The 21,989-nt window shown below is 76.4% G+C and carries 21 protein-coding genes and 1 riboswitch; of the genes, 7 read left to right on the top strand and 14 right to left on the bottom strand.

The features are described from left to right. Window positions 1-70 precede the first annotated feature (70 nt). On the top strand, window positions 71-913 hold the full coding sequence (locus tag ATM99_RS02910) for a CPBP family intramembrane glutamic endopeptidase (protein WP_082659177.1): 843 nt from the start codon (window positions 71-73) through the stop codon (window positions 911-913). Between the two features lie 35 nt (window positions 914-948). On the opposite strand, the gene ATM99_RS02905 is transcribed toward ATM99_RS02910, so the two are convergent. Both ATM99_RS02905 and ATM99_RS02900 read right to left on the bottom strand, forming a co-directional pair. Continuing rightward, complete coding sequence (locus tag ATM99_RS02905; protein WP_062101439.1) at window positions 949-1,536, bottom strand: HdeD family acid-resistance protein; 588 nt, start codon at window positions 1,534-1,536, stop codon at window positions 949-951. Window positions 1,537-1,649: 113 nt separating this feature from the next. Next, a complete protein-coding gene (locus tag ATM99_RS02900; protein WP_369797974.1) occupies window positions 1,650-1,880 on the bottom strand; it encodes a hypothetical protein in 231 nt (76 codons plus the stop codon). 157 nt (window positions 1,881-2,037) lie between these two features. On the opposite strand from ATM99_RS02900, the gene ATM99_RS02895 reads away from it, so the two are divergent. Beyond that, window positions 2,038-4,587, top strand: a complete 2,550-nt coding sequence (locus ATM99_RS02895; RefSeq protein ID WP_082659176.1) for a lysylphosphatidylglycerol synthase transmembrane domain-containing protein — start codon at window positions 2,038-2,040, stop codon at window positions 4,585-4,587. A gap of 19 nt (window positions 4,588-4,606) precedes the next feature. Here the strand turns inward: ATM99_RS02895 and ATM99_RS02890 are convergent, their stop codons facing one another. The 7 genes from ATM99_RS02890 to ATM99_RS02865 all read right to left on the bottom strand — a co-directional run bounded on the left by ATM99_RS02890 (window position 4,607) and on the right by ATM99_RS02865 (window position 12,011). Next, complete coding sequence (locus tag ATM99_RS02890) at window positions 4,607-4,993, bottom strand: SHOCT domain-containing protein (protein ID WP_062101437.1); 387 nt, start codon at window positions 4,991-4,993, stop codon at window positions 4,607-4,609. A 171-nt stretch (window positions 4,994-5,164) separates the two neighbouring features. Beyond that, complete coding sequence (locus ATM99_RS19175; RefSeq protein WP_190278756.1) at window positions 5,165-5,305, bottom strand: hypothetical protein; 141 nt, start codon at window positions 5,303-5,305, stop codon at window positions 5,165-5,167. 14 nt (window positions 5,306-5,319) lie between these two features. Next, a riboswitch (cyclic di-GMP riboswitch) is annotated at window positions 5,320-5,394 on the bottom strand. Between the two features lie 315 nt (window positions 5,395-5,709). Further along, the gene (locus ATM99_RS02885; RefSeq protein ID WP_062101436.1) at window positions 5,710-5,880 is read right to left on the bottom strand and encodes a CsbD family protein; all 171 of its coding nucleotides are present in this window, start codon (window positions 5,878-5,880) and stop codon (window positions 5,710-5,712) included. Between the two features lie 32 nt (window positions 5,881-5,912). Then, complete coding sequence (locus ATM99_RS02880; protein WP_150118088.1) at window positions 5,913-6,518, bottom strand: 1-acyl-sn-glycerol-3-phosphate acyltransferase; 606 nt, start codon at window positions 6,516-6,518, stop codon at window positions 5,913-5,915. A 2-nt stretch (window positions 6,519-6,520) separates the two neighbouring features. Then, window positions 6,521-8,854 (bottom strand): SpoIIE family protein phosphatase, encoded by a 2,334-nt coding sequence (locus ATM99_RS02875; RefSeq protein ID WP_082659174.1) that lies wholly within the window; start codon window positions 8,852-8,854, stop codon window positions 6,521-6,523. 147 nt (window positions 8,855-9,001) lie between these two features. After that, window positions 9,002-9,979, bottom strand: a complete 978-nt coding sequence (locus tag ATM99_RS02870) for an aldo/keto reductase (protein WP_082659172.1) — start codon at window positions 9,977-9,979, stop codon at window positions 9,002-9,004. A 58-nt stretch (window positions 9,980-10,037) separates the two neighbouring features. Then, window positions 10,038-12,011, bottom strand: a complete 1,974-nt coding sequence (locus ATM99_RS02865) for a penicillin-binding transpeptidase domain-containing protein (protein WP_223304777.1) — start codon at window positions 12,009-12,011, stop codon at window positions 10,038-10,040. Between the two features lie 280 nt (window positions 12,012-12,291). Between ATM99_RS02865 and ATM99_RS02860 the strand changes: the two genes are divergently transcribed. Continuing rightward, window positions 12,292-12,951, top strand: a complete 660-nt coding sequence (locus ATM99_RS02860; protein ID WP_062101434.1) for a GNAT family N-acetyltransferase — start codon at window positions 12,292-12,294, stop codon at window positions 12,949-12,951. Between the two features lie 160 nt (window positions 12,952-13,111). On the opposite strand, the gene ATM99_RS02855 is transcribed toward ATM99_RS02860, so the two are convergent. Beyond that, window positions 13,112-13,960, bottom strand: coding sequence for an LLM class flavin-dependent oxidoreductase (locus tag ATM99_RS02855; protein WP_062101445.1), 849 nt, complete (start codon window positions 13,958-13,960; stop codon window positions 13,112-13,114). A gap of 275 nt (window positions 13,961-14,235) precedes the next feature. Between ATM99_RS02855 and ATM99_RS02850 the strand changes: the two genes are divergently transcribed. The 3 genes from ATM99_RS02850 to aroD all read left to right on the top strand — a co-directional run bounded on the left by ATM99_RS02850 (window position 14,236) and on the right by aroD (window position 17,345). Continuing rightward, window positions 14,236-15,750, top strand: a complete 1,515-nt coding sequence (locus ATM99_RS02850; protein WP_062101433.1) for an NAD(P)/FAD-dependent oxidoreductase — start codon at window positions 14,236-14,238, stop codon at window positions 15,748-15,750. Between the two features lie 176 nt (window positions 15,751-15,926). Then, entirely contained in the window at window positions 15,927-16,490 is a 564-nt protein-coding gene (locus tag ATM99_RS02845; RefSeq protein ID WP_150118086.1) for an ATP-binding protein, read from the top strand. 48 nt (window positions 16,491-16,538) lie between these two features. Further along, the gene (gene aroD / locus ATM99_RS02840; RefSeq protein ID WP_062101431.1) at window positions 16,539-17,345 is read left to right on the top strand and encodes a type I 3-dehydroquinate dehydratase; all 807 of its coding nucleotides are present in this window, start codon (window positions 16,539-16,541) and stop codon (window positions 17,343-17,345) included. Window positions 17,346-17,473: 128 nt separating this feature from the next. On the opposite strand, the gene ATM99_RS02835 is transcribed toward aroD, so the two are convergent. Then, window positions 17,474-18,823 carry an AI-2E family transporter gene (locus ATM99_RS02835; protein ID WP_223304776.1) on the bottom strand — a complete coding sequence of 450 codons (1,350 nt, stop codon included), beginning with the start codon at window positions 18,821-18,823 and terminating at the stop codon, window positions 17,474-17,476. 356 nt (window positions 18,824-19,179) lie between these two features. Between ATM99_RS02835 and ATM99_RS02830 the strand changes: the two genes are divergently transcribed. Further along, window positions 19,180-19,905, top strand: coding sequence for a LysE family transporter (locus tag ATM99_RS02830; protein WP_062101430.1), 726 nt, complete (start codon window positions 19,180-19,182; stop codon window positions 19,903-19,905). Window positions 19,906-19,932: 27 nt separating this feature from the next. Here ATM99_RS02830 and ATM99_RS02825 read toward each other — a convergent pair whose 3' ends face one another. The 3 genes from ATM99_RS02825 to ATM99_RS02815 form a co-directional block, all read right to left on the bottom strand. Further along, complete coding sequence (locus tag ATM99_RS02825; protein WP_062101429.1) at window positions 19,933-20,469, bottom strand: hypothetical protein; 537 nt, start codon at window positions 20,467-20,469, stop codon at window positions 19,933-19,935. Window positions 20,470-20,572: 103 nt separating this feature from the next. Then, window positions 20,573-21,241 (bottom strand): GntR family transcriptional regulator, encoded by a 669-nt coding sequence (locus ATM99_RS02820; protein WP_062101428.1) that lies wholly within the window; start codon window positions 21,239-21,241, stop codon window positions 20,573-20,575. After that, on the bottom strand, window positions 21,238-21,989 hold a 752-nt coding region (locus ATM99_RS02815; protein ID WP_062101427.1), incomplete at its 5' end, for a DMT family transporter. The genes ATM99_RS02820 and ATM99_RS02815, both read right to left, overlap by 4 nt.

Below are 21,989 nucleotides of genomic sequence, written 5' to 3'. Positions count from 1 at the left end.
GCACCCGCCCCGGCTCGCGGGTCCAGCGGACGTCCAGCACGCGCGCAGCCCCGCGCCCTACGCTGCCGACGTGCACAGCGACGACGAGCGGGCCCCTGACGCGACGCCGACGACCACGCGCGGCACGACCACCGGCGCGCCCGCTCCCGGCGAGCGCGCCGTACGCCGCCGCCTGGGAACGGAGGTCTGGATCGTCCTGGGCCTCTCGCTGGGCAAGTCCGCCGTGTACGCGGTCGTGTCGCTCGTCGCGAAGCTCACCGCCGGCCCGCCCCTGGCGTCGCAGACCGCGACGCTCAACGCGAGCCAGTCGCCGCGGCCCTACCTCGACCTCACCTACCAGCTGCTGTCGATCGGGTTCGTGCTGGTGCCGGTCGCGCTGGCGCTCTACCTGCTGTCGGCGAACGGCCGCTCGGCGACGCGCCGCATCGGTCTCGACGGCCGGCGGCCGCTGCGCGACCTCGGCATCGGCGTGGCACTGGCGGCAGTCATCGGCATCCCGGGCCTCGGGCTCTACGCGGCGGGGCGCGCGCTGGGCGTCACGGTCGACGTGCAGGCCGCGGCCCTGAACGCCGCGTGGTGGACCGTGCCCGTGCTGATCCTCGCGGCGCTGCAGAACGCGCTGCTCGAGGAGGTCGTCGTCGTCGGGTACCTCATGGAGCGCCTGCGCGAGCTGCGCTGGAGCACACCGGCGATCATCGCGGCGAGCGCGCTGCTGCGCGGGTCCTACCACCTCTACCAGGGGTGGGGGCCGTTCGTCGGGAACGTCGTCATGGGCGTCGTGTTCGCCGAGTACTACCGCCGCCGACGGCGCGTGATGCCGCTCGTCGTCGCGCACACCGTGCTCGACGTGGTCGCGTTCGTGGGCTACACGCTGCTGCCCGCCTCGTGGCTCGCCGCCTTCGGGGTCGGCTGACCCTCGGCGGCGGCGTGCGCGGCGGGTGCGCCGCGTCAGGCGGCCGCGGACTCCCGCCCCAGCGCCCGCACGACGGACCGCACCGCGAAGCCGCTCACGACGTTGAGCGCACCGCCCGCGAACGCGAACAACCCGAGCACGACGCCGAACAGCGCGAGCGACACCTGCGGGCGGGCGACCAGCAGGACCCCGAACAGGGTGCACACGAGGCCGAACGCGAGCGGCCAGTGCCACCCGGCGTCGCGCGCCCGTGAGAGCGCGACGGCCGCGATGATCGAGATCACCCCGAGCACCAGCAGCCACGCGGCGAGCAGGAAGAACAGGACGCGCGCGGTCGGCCCGGGCCACAGCACCACGACGACGCCCACGGCGAGGCCGGCGAGCCCCTCGACGACCCACCACGTCCACCCGGGCACGCCCCGGTTCGCCAGGCCCTGCACGACCGCGACGACGCCGTCGACCATCGCGAAGACGCCGAAGAGCCAGACGATCGCGGCGACCGACGCCGCGGGCTGCGCGAGCAGCAGCAGGCCGAGCAGGAGCAGCAGGACGCCGCGCAGGACGGGCAGCCACCACATCGTGCGCAGCGTGCGGGTGACCTGGGCGGTGACGTCGTCGACCATGGTGTCCTCCTCGCGGGACGAGCCCGCCGGAGGTGGCGCGACGGGCTCGCGACGGCACCCCTGCGCCGACGGTAGCGCCGGAGCGTCGCGACGGCGCGACGAAGCGGGACCGGTCAGGCCTCGCGGCGCCGGCCGCCGTGCTTGCGGTGCACGGCCTGCTTGCTGACGCCGAGCATCGCGGCGATCGCGACCCAGGACGCGCCGGACGTCCGGGCACGGCGCACGGCGACGGCCTCCCGGCGCTCGACCTCGCGGCGCAGCGCGGTCAGCGCGCCCAGCGCGCGCAGCGGATCGTCGTCCTCGGCACGGGCCACCAGGGCGGACATGTCGACCTCCTCGGTCACGGGGCTCCCTCGGTCGGGCGAGCAACATCGTCAACACATGTTGACACTCCGTACCACGAACGTCAACACATGTTGACCCCCGGGGTGGAGACCGACCCGCGCGACACCGTCCGGAAGGTGGAGGCCCGGCACGGGCCCGCTGCCTACACTCGCAAGCATGCCGAGCTCGCCGACGTCCGCACCTGACGGTGCCGTCGGTCGCCCCTCCCCCGACACCACGCCCACGGCGGCGGTCCGTGCGGTGCGCGCGACGGTCGACGTGCAGGACGTCCGCACGCCGCGCGTGCACCACCCCAGCGCGCTCCTCGGCGCGGGCGTCACGACCCTCGGCGCGGCGCTCGTCGTGGTCCTCGCGACGTACGCGCAGAACACCACCACCGGCGTCGCCGAGGACGTCCAGGGGTTCGCCGACCTGCTGCGCAACGTGCTGTTCGTGCCCGTCAACGTGCTCGTCGGCTTCACGACCGTCGTCGTGCCGATCGCCGTGCTCACCGAGCTCGCGCTGCGCCGGCTGGGTCGCCAGCTGCTGCAGTCCGTGCTCGCGGCCGTCGGCGCGATGCTGCTCGTGTCCGCGCTGTACTGGACCTTCCACACGTTCGGGTCGCAGACCCTCGTGCAGGGGCTGTCCGTCCGGCTGCGCGGCGAGTGGACCCTCACGATCCCCGAGTACTCGGCCATGCTCACGGCGCTGCTCACGGTCGCCGGGCCGCGGACGCGGCGCCGCACCGTCCGCTGGTCGTGGAACCTGCTGTGGGTCACCACGGGCGTCGTGCTCGTCACCGCCGCCGCGTCGCTGCCCGGCATCGCCCTCGCGCTGCTCGTCGGACGCATCGCCGGCCTCGGCGTGCAGTACCTGGGAGGCGTCGACCCCGAGCGCGCGTACGGCGCGACGCTGCTCGCCGGCATCCGCCGCGCGGGGGTCGAGCCCGTGGCCGTCGTGCGCGTGCCCGACCCCGTGCTCGAGGCCGACGGCGACGCCGCCACCGCTGCCGCCGTCGCCGAGCTGCCGCCGGCCACGCCCGCGCGGCGCGCACTCGCGCGCGCCTCGGCCGACCGGCTCTACCGCGTCACGACCGCCGACGGGCGCGATCTCGACCTGCTGGTGTACGACGGCGACCGGCAGGTCGTCGGCATGCTCACGCGCCTGTGGCGCAGCCTGCGCCTGCGCGGCATCGAGGGACGCTCGGCGCTGTCGCTGCGCCAGGCCACCGAGCGCGCGGCGCTGCTGTCCTACGCCGCGAGCGCCGCGGGCGTGCGGACGCCCCAGCTGCTGAGCGTGTCCGAGGCCGAGGACTCGATGTTCCTGCTGCAGGCCGGCACCGCCGACGCGGTCCCGCTGTCCGAGCTCGACGCCGACGACGTCGACGACGACGTGCTGCGCGCGATCTGGGCGCAGCTGCGCCTGGCCCACCGCGCCGGGATCGCGCACCGCGCGCTCACGTCCGAGGTCGTGCTCGTGCAGCGCACCCCCGACGGCCCGCGCGTGTGGATCACCGCCTGGGACCAGGGCGACGTCGCCGCGAGCGAGCTCGCACGACGCCTCGACACCACGCAGCTCGTCGCGCTCCTCGCGCTGCGCGTCGGCGCCGCCCGCGCGCTCGACTCGGCGACCGCCGTGCTGCCGGCCGCCGAGACCGAGTCCATCGGCCCGCTGCTGCAGACCGTCACGCTCCCGCGGCACACGCGCGAGGAGATGCGGGCGCACAAGGAGGTGCTGGCCGAGCTCCGGTCGGCGCTGGTCGCGCGGCTGCCCGAGGCCGACGTGCAGCCGCAGCAGCTCGTGCGGTTCGGCGCCCGCACCATCCTGACGATCCTGCTCACGGTCGTCGCCGTGTTCGTCATCCTCACGACCATCAACATCCGCGACATCGGGCCCGTGCTCGCCGAGAGCGACTGGCGGTTCTCCGCGCTCGCGTTCGCGCTCGGGCTCCTCACGCTCGTGGGCGCGGCGCTCGCGTTCGTCGCGTTCTCCCCCGTCAGGCTGCCGGTCTGGCGCGCGACGCTCGTGCAGACCGCCGCGACGTTCGTCGCGCTCGCCGCGCCGGCCGGCATCGGCCCCGCGGCCCTGAACCTGCGGATGCTGACGCGCCGCGGCGTGAGCGGCACCCTCGCCGGTGCGACCGTCGCACTGGTCCAGGTCAGCCAGTTCATCACGACGCTCGTGCTGCTCCTCGCGCTGACCGTGACGTCCGGCCTGCACTCCCCGACGCCGTTGTCGGTGCCGCCCGCCGCGCTCGTCGCCATCGCGGTGGTCGCCGCGGGCGTCGGCATCGCGCTGCTCTTCCCCGGCATCCGCGCGTGGGTGCAGCGCGCGGTCGGGCCGACCGTGCGCCAGACCCTGCCGCGCCTCATCGAGGTGCTCGGGCAGCCGTGGCGGCTCACGCTCGCCGTCGGCGGCAACGTGCTCATGACGATGGGCTACGTGCTCGCGTTCGACGCGTGCCTCGCCGCGCTCGGTCAGGACGCGTCGCTCGTGCAGGTCGCGCTCGTCTACCTCACGGGCAACACCGCGGGCTCCGTGATCCCCACGCCCGGCGGCATCGGCACGGTCGAGTCGGCGCTCGCCGTGAGCCTCTCCGGCATCACCGGCACGAACATCGGCGTCGCGTACACCGCGGCGCTATTGTTCCGCGTGCTCACCTTCTGGCTGCGCATCCCGTTCGGCTGGGTGGCCATGCGGTACCTGCAGCGCACCGGCGAGCTCTGACCCCGGCGGACGCAGGGCGTCAGGCGAGCGCCTTGGCCTTGAGCGTCGCGAACTCGTCCGGCGTGATCGTGCCCGCGTCGAGCAGCGCCTTGGCGCCCGCGATCTGCTCGGCGGGCGAGGCGGTCGCGACGTGCCGGATGTAGGCGTCCGTGTCGGCCCTGACCTGGTGCACCGCGGCGACCTGACGCTCGCTCATGCCCCGGCCGCGGGCCACGAGGTACACGAGCGCCGTGAGGAACGGGAAGGCGACCAGGAACAGCACCCACACCGCCTTCCACCAGCCGCTCAGCTCACGGTCACGGAACAGGTCCGTGAGGATCTGCCACAGGATCAGCAGGTAGGCGAAGAACAGGAACCAGAACAGCAGCACCAGGACCCAGTCCCAGAGCGAGTCGACGACGTCCACACCAGCCCCCCCAGGTGACGACCCACGCCGTTGTGGGCTCTTGCTGCGCAATCTAGGACCGCGCGACCCTGCCCGCCACCGCCGAGCACGAGGGACGTCCACCCCCGACGACGCGACCCCCGCACCGGCCGGGCCGGTGCGGGGGTCGTGGTGGTCGTACCCTGCGGACGCTCAGGCCGCGAGCGCGTCCCGCTGCAGGGGGACGATAGTCACCGCGGTCTCCAGGCGAGCCGCGATGGCGGCCCAGCGGGCGACGGGCAGGGAGTTGGTGCGAGCCTCGTACGGCTCGGCGGCGGAACCGCGCTGGTCCATGACGGAACCTCTCGTTCGGTAGCCCGGCTGACCGCGTGGGTCCCGTGGCTTTGCGTCCCCCCCTTGCGGAGGGTTTGCCGTTTCGCTGACAAGTCCGACATTAGACCGCTCACATGCTCCAGCGGTAGTGATCCGGGTCACCTGTCCAGGACAACGCCCGATTTCACCCGGTCGGCGGGCCCCGGCGACGGCGTGGCGCCCGGGACGACCCCCCGCACGCGCCTGCTGGACGGCCGTCCGGGTGACGAGGCACCGACACGTTCGGGCGCGCGACCGACACCGCACGGACCGCGGGCGCGACACGGAGTCCGACGCCGACACGCACGACGCCCCCGTGCACCTCGAGGGTGCACGGGGGCGTCGGTGCTACGGCGGCGCGGGTGGGGCCCCGGCCGCGTCGGGGATCAGCGGAAGGCGTCCTTGACGTCCTCGCCGGCCTGCTTGAGGTTGGCGGAGGTCTGCTGACCCTTGCCCTCGGCCTCGAGGCGCTCGTCGTCGGTGACCTTGCCCCAGGTCTCCTTCGCCTTCCCTGCGACCTCGTCGGCCTTGTTCTTGACCTTGTCGTCGGCACCCATCGCGGTCTCCCTTCGTCGGTACGACCTCGACGCTATGCGCCGTCCGGCGACCCCGCATCCGCAGCGGCGTCGCCGGCTGCCTCGTCGCGCAGCCGCGGCTCGGTGCGCCGCGCCGGTGCGAACCCCGACTTGTCGGCGTAGAACGCGCGGATGACGTCCATGTCCGCGCGCACGTCGCCCGTCAGCTCGAGCGTCGGCCCCAGCCCCGTCGTCATCGTCGTGCGGTCGACGTAGCCCAGCGTCACCGGCAGGCCCGTCGCGCGCGCGATCCGGTAGAAGCCCGACTTCCAGCCCGACCCCGAGCGCGTGCCCTCCGGCGTCACGACGAGGTAGAACCGCTCGCCCGCCCGGATGCGCGCCACGAGGTCGTCGACCAGCCCCGCAGGGTCGCGACGGTCGACCGGGATCCCGCCGAGCGCACGCATCAGCGGACCCGCGACCCCCCGGAACAGCGTGTGCTTGCCGAGCCACCGGAACGGCAGGCGCGCCTCCCACGCGATCGCGAGCATCAGCACGAAGTCCCAGTTGGACGTGTGCGGCGCGCCGATGAGGATGCCCGACCCGTCGCGCGGGACCCGCTCGGTGCGCAGCGTCCACCGGCTCACGCGCCAGAACCCGCCGGCCAGTGCGGACCGCACGCTCACGCGACCGCCCCCGGCGGCAGGTCGAGGTCGCGGCACAGCAGCAGCAGCGTCATGTCGTCCTTCGAGTCCGGGTCCTGGCAGTCCGCCATGACCTCGTCGATGTCCACGGGCACGGTCGGGTCGGGCCGGTCGAACGCGTCGACGAGCCGCTCGATCCCGTCCACCAGCGCGGTCGAGCGCGAGTCCACCAGCCCGTCGCTGTACAGCACGAGGCCCCCGCCGGGCTCGACGTGCAGGTGCGCGACCTGCGGGTCTCCCGAGCCGATGCCCACCGGCCGGTCCACGGGCACGTCCAGCAGCACCGCACCGCCCTCCGCGTCGAGCAGCAGCGGCCGCGGGTGCCCCGCCGCGCCCACGCACGCCTCGCCCGTCGCGGGGTCCACCGTCACGACGACCACGGTCGCCATGTCGTCCGGCATCGTGCGGCGCGCGAGCGCGTCGACGTCCCGCAGCACGTCGTGGACGTCCGCCCCGCGCAGCAGGTAGGCGCGCAAGGCGTTGCGCAGCTGCCCCATCGCCGCGGCCGCGCCCAGCCCGTGCCCCACGACGTCCCCCACGACGGCGGCCAGGCGGCCGTCGGGCAGCTCCAGCGCGTCGTACCAGTCGCCGCCGACGCGCCCGCCGGCGGCCGGGGCGTACCGCGCGTGCATCTGCCAGCCCGGCACCCGCGGCATCTCCCGCGGCAGCAGCGACAGCTGCACGGCGTGCGCCGCGGCCATCTGCCAGCGGTTGCGCAGGATGATGACCTCGAGCAGGCGGCTGCGCAGGTCGGCGGCCGCACGCACGTGCGCGGGCGCCCACGGCTCCGACCGGCCCCGCACGACCTCGCGCCAGCGGTCGAACGACCGCCGCGGGCTCAGGCGCACCTGGTCGCCCTCGAGACGTGCGATCGCCTTGTTCTGCGGGTCGCCACCCCAGTAGACGTCCCGCACCTGCTCGTGCCGCAGCCACACGACCACCTGGTCGTCCGGCAGGCGCAGCGCCAGCAGCCCCGCGACGTCGGGCAGCACCGCCGCGAGCTCGGGGTCCGAGTCCGCCAGGGCCGTGCGGGTGGTCACCGTGTCAGGACGCGCGAGCACCCACGCGCGCAGCGCGTCGACGTCGAGGTCGCGCGCGACGTCGCCCGCCGTCGCCGTCTGACCGTCGGCGACGACCACGAGACCGTGCGCCGGGACCACTGACAGCAGCCCCGGGTCGTCGCCCGTGAGCGCCTGCGCGAGCGCGCGGTCGTGGTCGCGCGCGACCGGGAGCACCTGCGCGATAGCCGCCTGCGCCTCGAGCTCACGCTCGAGCTCCCGGTCGTGGGCGCGCGCCACGAGGCGCAGCGACAGCACCGACCCGAGGAACTCCGCGGCCGCGCGCGTGCCGAACGGCACGGGGTGCGGCCCGGCGTAGTGGTGGCACGCGACCAGACCCCACAGCCGGCCGTCGTGCAGCAGCGAGATCGACATCGACGCGCGCACGCCCATGTTGGTCAGGTACTCGAGGTGCACGGGCGACACGCTGCGCAGCACCGACAGCGTGAGGTCCAGCGGCTCCCCCGACGCCGCGTCGAACGGCGGGACGATCGGCACCGGCGCGTACGCGACGTCGGGGATCGTGCGGATCCAGTTGGTCTCGTACAGCGCGCGCGCCTGCGGGGGGATGTCCGACGCCGGGTAGTGCAGCCCGAGGAACGCGTTGAGGTCCGCGCGGCGCGCCTCGGCGACGACCTCGCCGTTGTGGTCGTCGTCGAACCGGTAGACCATCACGCGGTCGAACCCCGTGAGGGTCCGGACCTCCTGCGCGGCGGCGTCGTACAGGTCCTCGAGCGTGCCGGCGCGGTTGAACCGCTCGAGCGCGCCGCGCACCGCCTGGTACGTGTTGGGGAACGAGAACGGCCGCGGCCCGTCGGCGGGCTCGAGCTCGACGGCGAGGAGCGTGCGCCCGCCCAGCGTGAGGCGGTGCAGCACGGCGTCGGACGGGACCGGTCCCGTCGCACCCGCGACCTGCACGTGCACGGGGTTGCGCACCCGCAGATCGTCGCCGTCGGCCAGGTGCGCGGCGAGCGCGGCCGCGGCGTCGGGCCCGAGCACGTCGGCCAGCGGCCGGTCCAGCGCGTCCGTCGCCGCGACGCCCGTGAGGACGACGACGTTCGCGGACACGTGCCGCACCACCAGGTCGGGCTCCGACACCACGAGCAGCACGCCGTGCGGCTGGACGGACCCGGGGATCCGGATGGGCTCGTCCGCGCAGGTGTCGAGGTCGACGACGGGAGCACCGCGGACGGCGGCCCCCGGGGCCCCGTGCGGGTCCGACCCGGGGAGCGGCGCGCCGGCGTCGTCGGTCATGCTCGCTCCCGTCCCCACGGCCGCGCGGCGCGTCCGTCCCGTCGGTGAACGGTAATCCATGCCGAACCCCGCGACGCGACGAACGAGGTGGTGCCACCCGGCACCGGACCGGGGTGCCGACGACGCCGCGTCGGACCGCGCGGCGCGTCAGGCGTCGAACGGCGCGTCGAGCCAGCAGGCGGGCGGCGGGACGTGCGCCTCGAGCTCCGCGAACAGGTCGTCCGGCAGCGGCACGGCGGCCGTCGCGAGCGTCTGCTCGACCCGCTCGGGCCGCGACATCCCGACGATCGTCGCCGCGAACCGCTCGTCACGCAGCGAGAACTGCAGCGCGGCCGTGCCGAGGTCCGTGCCGTGCGCGGCGCACACGTCCCGCATGCGTGCGACGGCGGCGAGCACCGGCCCGGGCGCCGGGCGGTAGCCGTACGTCGTCGGGCCGCCGTGCTGGTGCGCGAGGATGCCGCCGCCGTAGACGGCCGCGTTGAGCACGCCCATGCCGCGCTGCGCCGCCTCGTCGAGCAGCGCCCCCGCCGAGCGGTCGACCAACGTCCAGCGGTTGTGCACCAGCAGCACGTCGAACACGTCGAGCGCGAGGTACCGCGCCATCTCCTGCACGCGCCCGCCCGCCAGCCCGACCGCACCGACGACACCCTGCTCGCGCAGCTCGACGAGCGCCTCGACCGCACCGCCCGGGCCCGTGAGGTCGTCGAACTCGTGGAACTCGGGGTCGTGCAGGTGCACGAGCGGCAGGTGGTCCATGCCGAGGCGCTCGCGCGACTCGTCGACCGAGCGGCGCACGCGCTCGCCCGAGTAGTCGGCGCCGTCGGGGTCGACCTTCGTGGCGACGACGACCCCGTCCGGCACGCCGCCCGCGGCCGTGAGCGCCGCGCCGATGCGCCGCTCGCTCTCGCCGCCCGAGTAGCCGTTCGACGTGTCGACGAACCGCACGGGCGAGTGCAGCACGGCACGCACGGTGTCGATCCCGCGCTCGGGAGACACCTCCTGCCCGAACAGGTCCGGCATGCTGCCGAGCGGGCCGCCGCCCAGCGCGACGGCGCTGACGGTCAGCCCCGTCCCGGGCAGCGGGCGCATCCACCCCGGCGCTCCCGGCACGTGGCGTGCGGTCATGGATCGTCCCTCCCCCAGCGTCGCCGGCGACCCGGCGACCTCACCCGACGCGGCCGGCTCAGCCCGCGAGGAACGTCCGCAGCAGCGGACCGGCCGTCGTCGAACCGGCGTCGCCCTCGCCGACGAACACGGCGACCGCGAGATCACCCTGGACCGCGATCATCCACGCGTGGTTCCGCAGGTCGGCACCCTGCCCGAACTGCGCGGTCCCCGTCTTGGCGATCACCGGGTCGCCCGGGACGTCCGCGAGCACGCCACCGCCGCCCTGCGTGACCACGGCGCGCATCATGTCCTGCAGCGCACCGGCCTCGGCGGAGGTCAGCGGCGTGGCGTCGGGCAGCTCCGGGGCGTCGGAGGACGCCGTCGCCTCGTCGCCCGCCGGCTCGGCCGGGGTGGTCGCGGGCGTCACGAGCCGCGGGACGACGGTGCGCCCCGCCCCCACCGACGCCGCGACCGTCGCCATGCCCAGCGGCGAGGCGAGGACCTGCCCCTGGCCGATCACCGACGCGGCGTGCGCCGTGCCGTCGGCCTGGTCGGGCACCGTGCCGAGGAAGGCCGGGAACCCGAGGGCGGCTGCGGGCTCGAGACCCAGCGAGCGCGCCGCGGCGAGCAGCCCGGCCTGGTCCGCGAGGTCCCGCTGACCGATGAACGCCGTGTTGCACGAGTTCGCGAACGCCGTGCGGAAGGACACGTCACCCGTCGCGGCCACCGGGTAGCCGGGGAAGTTCTGGAACGTGCGCCCGTCGACCGTGGTCGTCGCCGGGCAGGTCACGGTCGAGTCGGGCGTCAGGCCCGCACGCAGGTAGGCCAGCGCGCTGACCACCTTGAACGTCGAGCCCGGCGCGTACTGCCCGACCGTGGCGGTCGACAGCCCCTCGCTGCCCGGTCCGCTCGCGGCGGCCAGCACGTCCCCGGTCGACGGGCGCACCGCCACGATCGCGGACGCGGACGCGACGCCGGACAGCACCTGCTCCGCGCGCTCCTGCAGCGCGACGTCGAGGGTCGTGCGCAGCGGCTCGCCGGCGACCGGGTCGACCTGCAGCAGCACGCGCTGCGCGCCGGAGTCCTGGGCGACGGCCGCGACCTGCACGCCGGGCGTGCCGCGCAGCTGCGCGTCGTACTGCCGCTGCAGGCCCGACAGCCCCACCGTGTCACCCGCGACGACGGCACCCTGCGACGCGTCGACGATCTCGGCGGTCGCGTCCCCGACCGACCCGAGGATCGCGCGCGCGAACGTGCGCGTCGGGGCGAGCGGGACCTCGTCGGCCACGACGTTCACGCCCGGCAGCGCGGCGAGCGCGGCGACGTCGTACGACGCGTCGGTGTCACGCACGACGATCGCCTCGACGAACGCCTTGGCGCCGGCCGACGCGACGCGCGACGCGTAGGCGTCCGGGTCCATCTCGAGCGCGGCTGCCAGGCCGCGCGCGGCGCCGTCGAGCTCGGCCTCGCCCACGCGGGTCTTGTCGATCCCGACCCGGTGCACCCGGCGCGGCTCGACGATCATGGCGTCGCCCTGCCCCAGCACCGGGCCGCGCTCGGCCGCGGTGCGTCGCACCGTGAGCCGCTCACCCTCGGTGAGGTCGGGCGCCAGCAGCGGCAGCGCCCAGCGCACGCGCCACGGCTGCGCGTCGTCGTCCTCGTCGCGCACGAGCTGCGCGGTCGCGGCGTACGTCCAGTCCTGGTCGGTCCAGGGCACGTCCCACGCGACGTCGAGGCGCGCGGTCGCGCTCTGCTCGTCGTCGGCGGTCGTGACGTCGCCGACCTCGACGGTCGCGGTCGCGTCCCCGAGCCCCTCGACGACGGCCGCGCGGGTCTCGGCCAGCGCGGCGGGCGCGGGCGCGTCGGCGGCGAGCGGCACGTCACCGAAGTCCCCCGACGCGAGCGCCGCAGCGAGCGCCTCGGCCGCCGGGCGGGCGTCCGGGGTGCCCGGCGCGCACGCCGCCACCGTCGTGGCGATCAGCGCGACGACGGCCGACGCCCCGCACCACCGCACCGTCCGCGTCTTCGCGGGCCAGGTCCCTGCTCGCACCGTCGTCCGTCCTCCTGTTCGCGACCCCGCGCACCCGGTCCCGTGCCGGTCCGACGCCGGTCCGCGGGCACGCCGCGCACGACGTCGTGCCGTACGCGCGGGGGTCGCCCCGAGCCTGGCACCCCGGTGCCACCAGGTGTGCGGTTTCGGGAGTGATCTTCACGCCACCTCCCCACCGCGGAAGCCCGTGCGAGCGGGCGTGTCCACCCCTGCGACCCCGGGTGTCCACGCCCGAGGCTTCCTGTTGCACCTGGACGCACGTCCGGTGAAGCATGCGTGCATGGACGCAGGGGGACGCCCAGGACCACGCTCGACCGACCCGCCGGACGCCGTCGGGCCGCTCGCACCACGCCACCGGGAGCAGGCCGCCGCGGTGCTCGCCGCCGCGCTCGCCGACGACCCCGGCTTCACGCACCTGCTGCCGGTGCGCACCCGTCGCGAGCGCGAGCTGCGCGAGGTCTACCGCATGACGCTGGCCGACGGCCTGCGGCACGGCCGCGTGCTCGCGACGACGCGCGGCGAGGAGGTGACGGGGGTGCTCGCGCTGTACGCGCCCGGCACCTACCCGATGACGGCCGGCCGCTGGCTGCGCCAGGCGGGCCGGGTCGTGCGCATCGCGGCGCGGGCGCGCGAGCACAGCCCGGGGATCATCCGGTTCGGCGACCTCACCGCGAAGGGGGTGCGCACCGACGCCTGGTACGTCGAGGCGTTCGGCGTGCGGCCGGACCTGCAGCGGGCCGGTCGTGGGAGCGCGCTCATGCGCGCGTTCCTGGCCGAGCTCGACGCCTCGGGGCTGCCGTCGTACCTCGAGACGACCAAGGAGGAGAACGTCGGCTACTACGTCGCGCGCGGGTACGTCGAGCAGCACGAGCCCGTGCCGCTCGCACCCGGCGGGCCGTTCATCTACCCGATGACACGGCCCGCACGGACGGCCGGCTGAGCCCGGCGCCGCGGGCACGGCGTGATCGCGCTGCGCGGCGCCTGGCGTCCTGGCAGGTGACGCGGCCGTGTGCGGCGCTGCGGCCGCCGAGCCGCCGGAACGCCCCGCACGACGGGTCGGACGCGGCAGGGCGGGATCGAGCGACCGAGGCCGGGTGCGCTCAGCGCACGGGCGGGCCCTGACGGATCCGCGCGAGCAGCGCCTCGGGGGTCGCCGTCGCGGGATCCCACAGCGCGTCGACGAACCACGTCGCGCCGGCCTCGGCCAGCGCGGCGACCCGCTCGCGTGCGGCACCGGGGTCCGCCGGCAGCTCGCCGTGCAGCACGACCTCGTACGGCGGCGCGTCGGCGGGCCGGTGCTCGCGCAGCCACGTCACCACCTCCGCGACGTCCTGCGGGTCCAGGTCGTCCATCGCGCGCTCGCCGCGGTGCTGCACGACCACGCCGTCGAACCGCGCCGCGCGGCCCATCGACCGCTCCGACGGGAACGCGCCGACCACCCACACCGGGATGCGCGTGCGGCCGTCGGGCCGCGCGACCGGCGGCGGCTGCAGCCGCAGCCCCTCGACGCGCAGGTGGTGGCCCTCGACGTCGAACGGCTCCCCCGCGAAGGACGCCTCGAGCACCGCGAGCGCGTCGTCGAACCGCTCCGCGCGCTCGCGCAGCGTCGTCGCCTCGCCGCTGACGGCCGTGACGGCACCGTCCGTCGGCACGCCGAACCCCACGGGCAGCACGAGCCGCCCGCCCGCGAGGTGGTCGACCGTGACGGCCTGCTTGGCGAACACCCACGGCCGACGCCGCGGCAGCGCGAACACGAGCGCGCCGAGCGTGATCCGCTCCGTGCGGACGGCCGCCGCGGCGAGCACCGCCCACGGGTCCCACGCGTCCATGCCCTCGACGTCCACGCCGTCCCACGTGAAGTACCCGTCCCAGCCGTGCTCCTCGGCCACGACCGCCATGTCCACGACCTGCCGCGCCGTCCCGAACGAGCCCACGCACCCGAGCCGCATCGTCACCCCGTCCCTCCGCGACGGGCGCCGCACCGGCCCGTCGACCCACGAGCCACCGACGTTACGGTCGACCACCGACACCGTCGGTCGACGCCTCGGGGTGCCCGCGTCGGCCGGGGCGGCCAGGATGGGGTGATGGACCCGGCGACCGACCCCCGCACGCGCGCGCGTCCCGCCGCCGGACGTCGCCCCGTCACCGTCACCCGCGCGCGCCGGGCGTCGCGGCACGACCGCCGTCCTCGTCCCGCCGCCGCCGGCTCGCCGCGGGTCGCCGCGTGAGCACGACGCCGGACGTCGTCGTGGTCGGCTCCGGGCCCAACGGCCTCGCGGCCGCCGTCACGTGCGCGCGCGCGGGCCTGTCGGTCACGGTGCTGGAGGCGCAGCCGACCGTCGGCGGCGGTGCGCGCACGCTCGACCTCGGGCTCGCGGACGGCGTGGTCCACGACCTGTGCTCGGCCGTGCACCCGATGGCCTGGGCGTCGCCGTTCCTGCGGGCCTTCGACCTGCCCGCCCGGGGCGTCGAGCTGCTCACGCCCGAGGTGTCGTACGCCCAGCCGCTGCCGGCCGGGCGGGCCGGCGTCGCGTTCCACGACCTCGACCGCACGGTCGACGCGCTCGGTGCGGACGGTCCGGCGTGGCGTGCGCTGGTCGGGCGGCTCGCCGAGCACGTCGACGTCGTGGTGTCCCTGGCCCTGGGCGACAAGCGCAGCGTGCCCGCCGGGCTGCTGCCGCGCGGCGTGCCGACCGCGCTGCGGTACGCGCTGGGCATGGCCGAGCAGGGCACCCCGGCGTGGTCACGGCGGTTCCGCGGCACGGTCGCGCCCGCGCTGCTCACGGGCGTCGCGGCGCACGCGATCACGCGCCTGCCGTCCGTGCCGGCCGCGGGCGCGGGCCTCATGCTCGCGGCGCTCGCGCACGCGGGCCACGGGTGGCCGCTGCCGCGCGGTGGGTCGGGCGCGATCGTCGCAGCCCTGGTGGCCGACCTCGAGGCGCACGGCGGCACGGTCGTGACCGACCACCGCGTCGAGGACCTGGCCGACCTGCCGCCCGCGCGCGCGGTGCTGCTCGACACCGACGCGCGGCAGGCACGCCGCATCGCGGGCGAGCGTCTGCCCGCGCGCACGCGCCGCGCGCTCGAGCGGTTCCGGTACGGCGCGGGCGTCGCCAAGGTCGACCTGGTCCTGTCGGGCCCGGTGCCGTGGGAGCACCCCGACGTGCGCCGCGCGGGCACCGTGCACGTCGGCGGGACGCGCGCGCAGGTGGTCGCGGCGGAGGCCGCGGTCGCGGCCGGCCGGCACGCGTCGCACCCGATGGTGCTGGTCAGCGAGCCGTCCGTGGTCGACCCCGGGCGGACGGTGGGCGGTCTGCGGCCGCTGTGGGCGTACGCGCACGTGCCCGCCGGGTCCGACGTGGACGTCACGGACGCGGTCGTCGCGCAGGTCGAGCGCTACGCGCCGGGGTTCCGCGACCTCGTCGTCGCGTCGCGCTGCGTGCCGGCCGCGCGGCTGGCCCACCACGACCTCAACTACGTCGGCGGCGACATCTCGGCCGGTGCGCTCGACCTGCGCCAGACGCTCGGCCGCCCGACGTTCGCGCTCGACCCGTACCGGCTGACCGAGGGCGTGTACCTGTGCTCGGCGTCGGCGCCGCCGGGGCCCGGCGTGCACGGCATGGGCGGCTGGTACGCGGCGCGCCGGGTGCTGCGCCAGGTGTTCGGCCAGCGCGACCTGCCCACGCTCGGCCCCGGGGCCACGGGGTCCCCGGGGCGGGACGCCGCGGACGCCCGGTGACACCCCCCGTGACCCGCGCGGACGACGCACGCGACTGGACGGACGTCCATCTCGGCGGGCGGCACGCCGCGGCATCGGTGGTGGGATCCCGCGCGGACGCCTACCGTGGCCGGGTGCCTCCGGAGCGGGGGCGTCGACGCAGCGGCGGGAGAGGCCATGGGACGGGGGTGCCGATCATGAGCGACGAGCTCGACGCGGGCGCCCCGGCGCCGGCCCCGACCACCGCCGACGCACCCGCGCTGACCGGCCCGGTGCCCCCCGCGAGCCTGCCTCCCGACGACCTCACGGCCGTCCTCGACCACGGCCGTGCGCTGCCCGCGTCGCACCCGTCCGACGCGTTCGTGGCGCTGCGCCGCTGGTCGCTCGAGCGCGCCGACCAGCTGCGCGTCCTGCGGGGCGAGCTGCGCGAGCAGCTGGCCGCGTCCACGTCGGGCACCCCGTCGGGCACCCCGCGCGTCCACGAGACCATCGTGCTCGTGACGTCCGAGCTCGCGACGAACGCGCTCGCGCACGGCCGCCCGCCGGCGCAGGTCCGGCTCTCGCTGGACGGCCGCTCCGTGCTCGTCGTGGTGTCGGACGGCGACACGACGCACGCACCGTTCCTCGCGGAGGGACGCGCGCCGGGCGAGGGCGGCTTCGGCCTGCAGATCGCGCGGCGGCTCTCGCGCGACGTCGGGTGGTGGGTCGACGCGACCGGCAAGCACGTGTGGGCGGCCTTCGACGTCGACGCGTCGTCCTGACGCCGGGACGCACCGTCACCGAGCGCGACGATGCCCGATGATCGGGGCATGACGACGAGCGACGGACTGCTCCAGCTGCGCGGCACGACCCTGGGCGCGGGCGTCCCGAAGGTCTGCGTGCCGGTCGTCGCGTCGACCGTCGAGGCCGCCGTCGCCGCGGTGGCGGCCCTGCCGCCGGGCGTCGCGGAGGTCGTCGAGCTGCGGCTCGACCACCTCACGGGCGCGGCCCGCGACACCGCCGTGGTGCGCGACGCGGTGGCCGCCGTGCGGGGCGCGCTGCCCGCCGAGGTGCCGCTGCTGGCGACCTTCCGGTCCGCGCGCGAGGGCGGTGCGCAGCCGGCCGACGAGGACGCGTACACGGCCGTCGTCCGCGCGTCCCTCGCGCCGTTCCCGGCCGACGGGGCGGGTGGCGGCGGGGCCGGCGAGGGCGCCGACGTGGTCGACGTCGAGCTCGCGGCCCGCGACGCCGCCGCGCTCGTGCGTGCCGCGCACGCCGCGGGGACGCCCGTCGTCGTCTCGCAGCACGACTTCGCGGCGACGCCCCCGGCGGACGATCTGGTCGCGGTGCTGCGGCACCAGCGGGACCTGGGTGCGGACGTCTGCAAGGTCGCCGTCACGCCGCACGACGCGGACGACGTGCTGACGCTGCTCACCGCGACGCGACGGTTCGCCCGCGAGGCGGACCGTCCGCTCGTGACGATCGCGATGGGCGGGCTGGGCGTCGTCACGCGCGTCGCGGGCGAGGTGTTCGGCTCGGCGATGACGTTCGGCGCGGTCGGCGCCACGAGCGCGCCCGGTCAGGTCGACGCGGTGCGGCTGCGGGCCGCGATGGGTCTGCTGCACGACGCGCTGTGACGTGACCGGCCGCGGGCCGGAGGGACGGGCAGCGGGCCGGACGGACGGGCCAGGGCCGGACGGACGGGCGGCGCGGAGGGCGCGGAGGGCGCGGAGGGCGCGGCGCGGCGACCGTCAGCCGCAGGAGGTCAGGCCTCGTCCGCCCGGCGGCGGTCCGCCACCCGCGCCGCGGCCCGCGTCTTCTCGACGTCGCCGCGCCCGGCCGGGTCGCCCGACCCCATGTGCGACGAGGACCCCGGCCCCTCGCCGGGGTCGTGCAGCATGTGCGACTGCACGAGCTCGTGCCGCTGCACGTACGTGTTCGCGACGGCCTGGATCGTCGCGGCGACGGGCAGCCCGAGGAACGCCCCCAGCGGCCCGAACACGGCCCCGAACGCGAGCACCACGACGAACGACACCGCGGGGTTCATCTCGAGCGCGCGCGCCGACACCTTGGGCGCGAGCCACAGGTTCTCGACCTGCTGGTACCCGATGACGAACGCCAGCACGCCCAGCGCCTGCGGCACGCCCTGCGACGTCAGCGCGACCGCGACCGGCAGCGCACCGCCCAGGTACGTGCCGATCGTCGGGACGAACTGCGACACGATCCCCGTGAACAGCGCGAGCGGCAGCGAGTAGGGCGTCCCCAGGACCAGCAGGAACACGAACGTCGCGGCCGTGGCGATCGCCGCGAGCACGATGCGCGTGTTGATGAAGTCCGAGACCTTGACCTGCGTGACCTCCCACAGCCGCAGCACGTCCTGCTGGCGGTTCGGCGTCAGCCAGCGGCACAGCGACGCCCGGAACCGTGGGCCGGCCGCGAGCAGGTAGTACGTCACGAGCAGGATCGTCAGCGAGGCGAACACGCCGCCCAGGACCGTCGAGCCCACGAGCAGCGCACCCGAGGCGACCTCGCCGCCCCACTGCTCGGCGACCTGCCCGAGCAGGTCCTCCATACCCGGCAGCTCGCGGCCGAACCGCTCCTGCACCATCGTCTGCGCCGACGCGTACAGGTCCGGCACGTTGCCCACGAGCTGCACGAGCTGCTGCACGAACAGGTTGCCGAACAGCGCGAGCACGACCACCACGAGCACGAGCCCGCCCAGCAGCGACACCGCGGCCGCGGCACCCCGCTTCCAGCCGTGCCGCACGAGCCACACGACGATCGGCTCGAGCGCGAGCGCGATGAAGAACGCGACGAGCAGGTTCACCAGCAGGCTCTGCAGCGACCCGATCGCCCGCCACGCGAAGATCCCCACGAACACCGCGACCACGGCCATCGCCAGCGCCTGACCCCACCACCGCGGCGGCCGGCGGGCGTCGTGCTGCAGGGGCCGCGTGCCCTCGTCGCCGGGGGCGGCGGGCGCGCCGAACAGCGGGGGCGCGGCCGTCGGGACGGCGGTGGTCCGCGCGGGTGCGTCCGCGGGCGGCACGGGCGCGTCGGTGGCGTGCGCGTCGGTGGCGTGCGCCTCGGGTGCGGGCGTGGGGTCGGTCGTCACGGGGCGTCCTTCACGGTGCGTCCATCACGGTGCGGGCCGTCGGGCCGGCGATCGGACACACCCTAGGGCTCCACCCGCTCCGCCCACGGCACCTCCGCGTCGACGGACGGCGCGACGGCGCGACGGACACCGGCGCGTCGCTGTCCGTGTGCCGTCAGGCCGTCCGTGGACGAGAGGCAACCTCGCCGCGCGGCCTCCCGCGCGGACACTCGTGGGCGAATGGACTGGTCAGCCGCGCGCGGGCTCCACCAGGATCTGCGCATGCCGACCGCCGCAGCAGCACGCACGCGCCACGCCGCCTCCGTCGCCGCGCACGCGGGGCAGCAGCGGCGGACGCGACGGACGGCGGTGGTCGCGTGACCGGCACGGGGTCGGCGGTCGTCGCGGGGCTGCTCGCCGGGTGGGGCATCGCGCTGCCGGTCGGGGCCGTCGGCGTCCTGCTCGTGCTGCTCGGCGCGCGGCACGGCCGCCGCGTGGGGTGCGCCGGCGGGCTCGGCGCCGCCGTCGTCGACGGTGCGTACGCCACGCTGGCCGTGGTGGTCGGCTCGGCGCTCGCACCCGTGCTGACGCGAGCCGCGGGGCCGGTGCGGTGGACGTCGGCCGCCGTGCTGGTGGTCGTCGCGCTGCTCCTGCTGCGGCCGGTCGCACGGCGTACGCCCGTGGCGGCCTCGACGCCGACGCGTACCGACGGCACCGACACCACCGGCGACGGCACGCTCGAGGCCCCCGCGGACGGCTCGCCCGGTGCGGCGGCGCGCGCCGCGCTCGACGACGGCCGCGGCATGACCCCGCGGCGCGCGTTCCTGCTCGTGCTGGCCGCGACCGCCGTGAACCCCGCGACGGTCGTGTACTTCGTCGCGCTCACGTCCGGGTCCGCCGCCACGACCCTCACCGGCCCGGGTCCCCGCCTGGCGTTCGTCGTGGCCGCGTTCGCCGCCTCGGCGTCGTGGCAGCTGCTGCTGGGCAGCGCGGGCGCGTGGGCCGGCACGCGGCTCACGGGCCCCCGCGGGCGCCGGTGGACGGCGGTCGTCGGGTCGGTCGTCGTGCTGGCGCTCGCGGTGCGGACCGCGCTCGGCGCGTGAGGGACGAGGGCGCGGGCGGCGCCGCGCTCAGTAGAGCGTGACGCGCAGGGCGGTCACCGCGGAGCCCAGCGTGAGCACCGTGTTCGGGCCCTTCACACCACCCCAGGACGTCGTGGCGCCGGTGCTCGGGTTCCGGTACCAGGCCTGCGCCGTGCGGCTGCCCGTGCGCCACGTGATGCGGCTGGCCCACGAGCCGTTGACCGTTCCCGCGGACCCGCTGAAGCCGTAGTCGGCCAGCGGTGCCGACGCCGCCACGAGGCACGCGTCGCCGGACCCGCACGAGGAGCTGACCGACGCGAACGGCGTGACCTCGGCCGCGATCCCCTCGGTCACGGACACGACCTCGCCGGTGCCGACGTCCACCCGCAGGGTCTTGGGCGTGGCGCTGAGGTAGAACGCCTCCAGCGCCTCGGTGGTCTCGACGGGCACGGACGTCGTCACGGTGACGCCGTCGACGACCGTCGTGACCAGACCGTCCTGCGCACCCGCCGCGGTCGCCGCGGAGGCGGGGAGGACCAGTGCCGCCACGAGGGCGGCCGTGCCGAGCACGAGACGCAGGCGCACGGCGCCACCTCCTGTCCGACCCCCGGTGCGGGCGCCGGGGACTCCTTCCACGGTAGGCAGCGACCGCGCGCACGCACCCCGACGAAGGTCCGTCGACGACCCGTCAGACCGGCGGGTGCAGGACGTCCGCGAGGTGCGTGAGGTGCTCGCGGACCGCGGCGGCGCCGCGGGTCTGCACGTCGGCGAGGTAGGCGGCGTGCTCGGCGACCAGCCCCGCGACGTCGTACCGCGGGCGGGCGTGCAGCAGGAGCAGCGCGACCTCGGCGCCGAGGGCCGCGTACGCCGACGTGAGGCGCGGCGAGCCCGCGGCGGCGACGAGCGCGAGGTGCACGGCCGCGTGGGCGCGCTGCACCGCGGGCCAGTCGGCGGGGTCGGTGGCGGCGAGGTCGTCGACCGCCGCCCGCACCGGTGCGACGACGGCGTCCGGCCACGGGGCCCCGTGCCGGGACGCGAGCAGGTGGACCGCCTCGCACTCCAGGGCTGCGCGCAGGTGCTGCAGCGAGCGGACCTCGTCGTCGTCGAGGCGCGTGACCCGCACGCCGCGGTACTCCTGCGCCGTGACGAGGCGCTCGCCCGCGAGCGCCGCGAGGGCCGTGCGGACCGTGTGCCGCGAGACGCCGTGCGCCGCCGCGAGGGCCTCCTCGCGCAGGGGCGTGCCGGGCGCCAGCGCGCCGCTCAGGACCTGCGCGCGCAGCGTGGCCGTGAGGGTGCGCGCCGCGGTGGGCCCGGACGCGGTCGAGCGCGGGCGGGGCGCGGTCGGCGAGGCGCTCACGCCGGCACCGCCGCGGGCCGCCGCGACCGCGCGCCCGCCGCGAGCACGACGAGCCCGGCGGCGAGCACGCCGAGCCCGAGCACGCCGACCGCGGGCAGCCGCTCCCCCAGCACCGTCAGGCCGAGGACGGTCGCGGTGAGCGGCTCGGCGAGCGTGAGCGTCGCGACGGCGGGCGCGCCGAGGCGCGCGAGACCGTACCCGAACAGGACGTACGCCAGCGTCGTCGTGACGAGGCCGAGCCACAGCACGGTCGCGACCCCGGCCGGGGTCACGAGCGGCGTCACGAGCCCGGACGTCCCCGCGACCGCGAGGACCACGACGCCCACGGCACCCGCGACGCCGAACATCGCGCCCATGCTCGTGGTCGACGACCGGCCCGCGTCGATGAGCGCGGCCCCCGCCAGCGTGTAGAGCGCATACGCGGCCCCGGCACCGAGCGACGCGAGCACGCCCAGCGCGTCGACGCCGCCGGTCGGTCCCGAGCCGTCGGGCGCGAGGCCGAGCACGGCGACGCCGGCGGTCGCGAGGGCCGTGGCCGCGAGCCACGACGGCGCGGGCCGCTGCCGCCGGAGCGCCCACGCGAGCAGCCCCGTCACGACCGGCGCCGACCCGAGCGCGACCACCGTGCCGACCGCGACGCCGTTGCGTGCGGTGCCGACGAAGAACGCGGGCTGGTAGGCGACGACGCCGAGGGCTCCGAGCGCGACGGCGGTCAGGGTCGCGCGTGAGCACCACGCGGGTGGGGGCT

The sequence above is a fragment of the Cellulomonas sp. B6 genome (genome assembly GCF_001462455.1).
In the GTDB taxonomy this organism is placed as follows: domain Bacteria; phylum Actinomycetota; class Actinomycetes; order Actinomycetales; family Cellulomonadaceae; genus Cellulomonas.
This window is presented reverse-complemented; position numbering and strand designations above follow the sequence as displayed.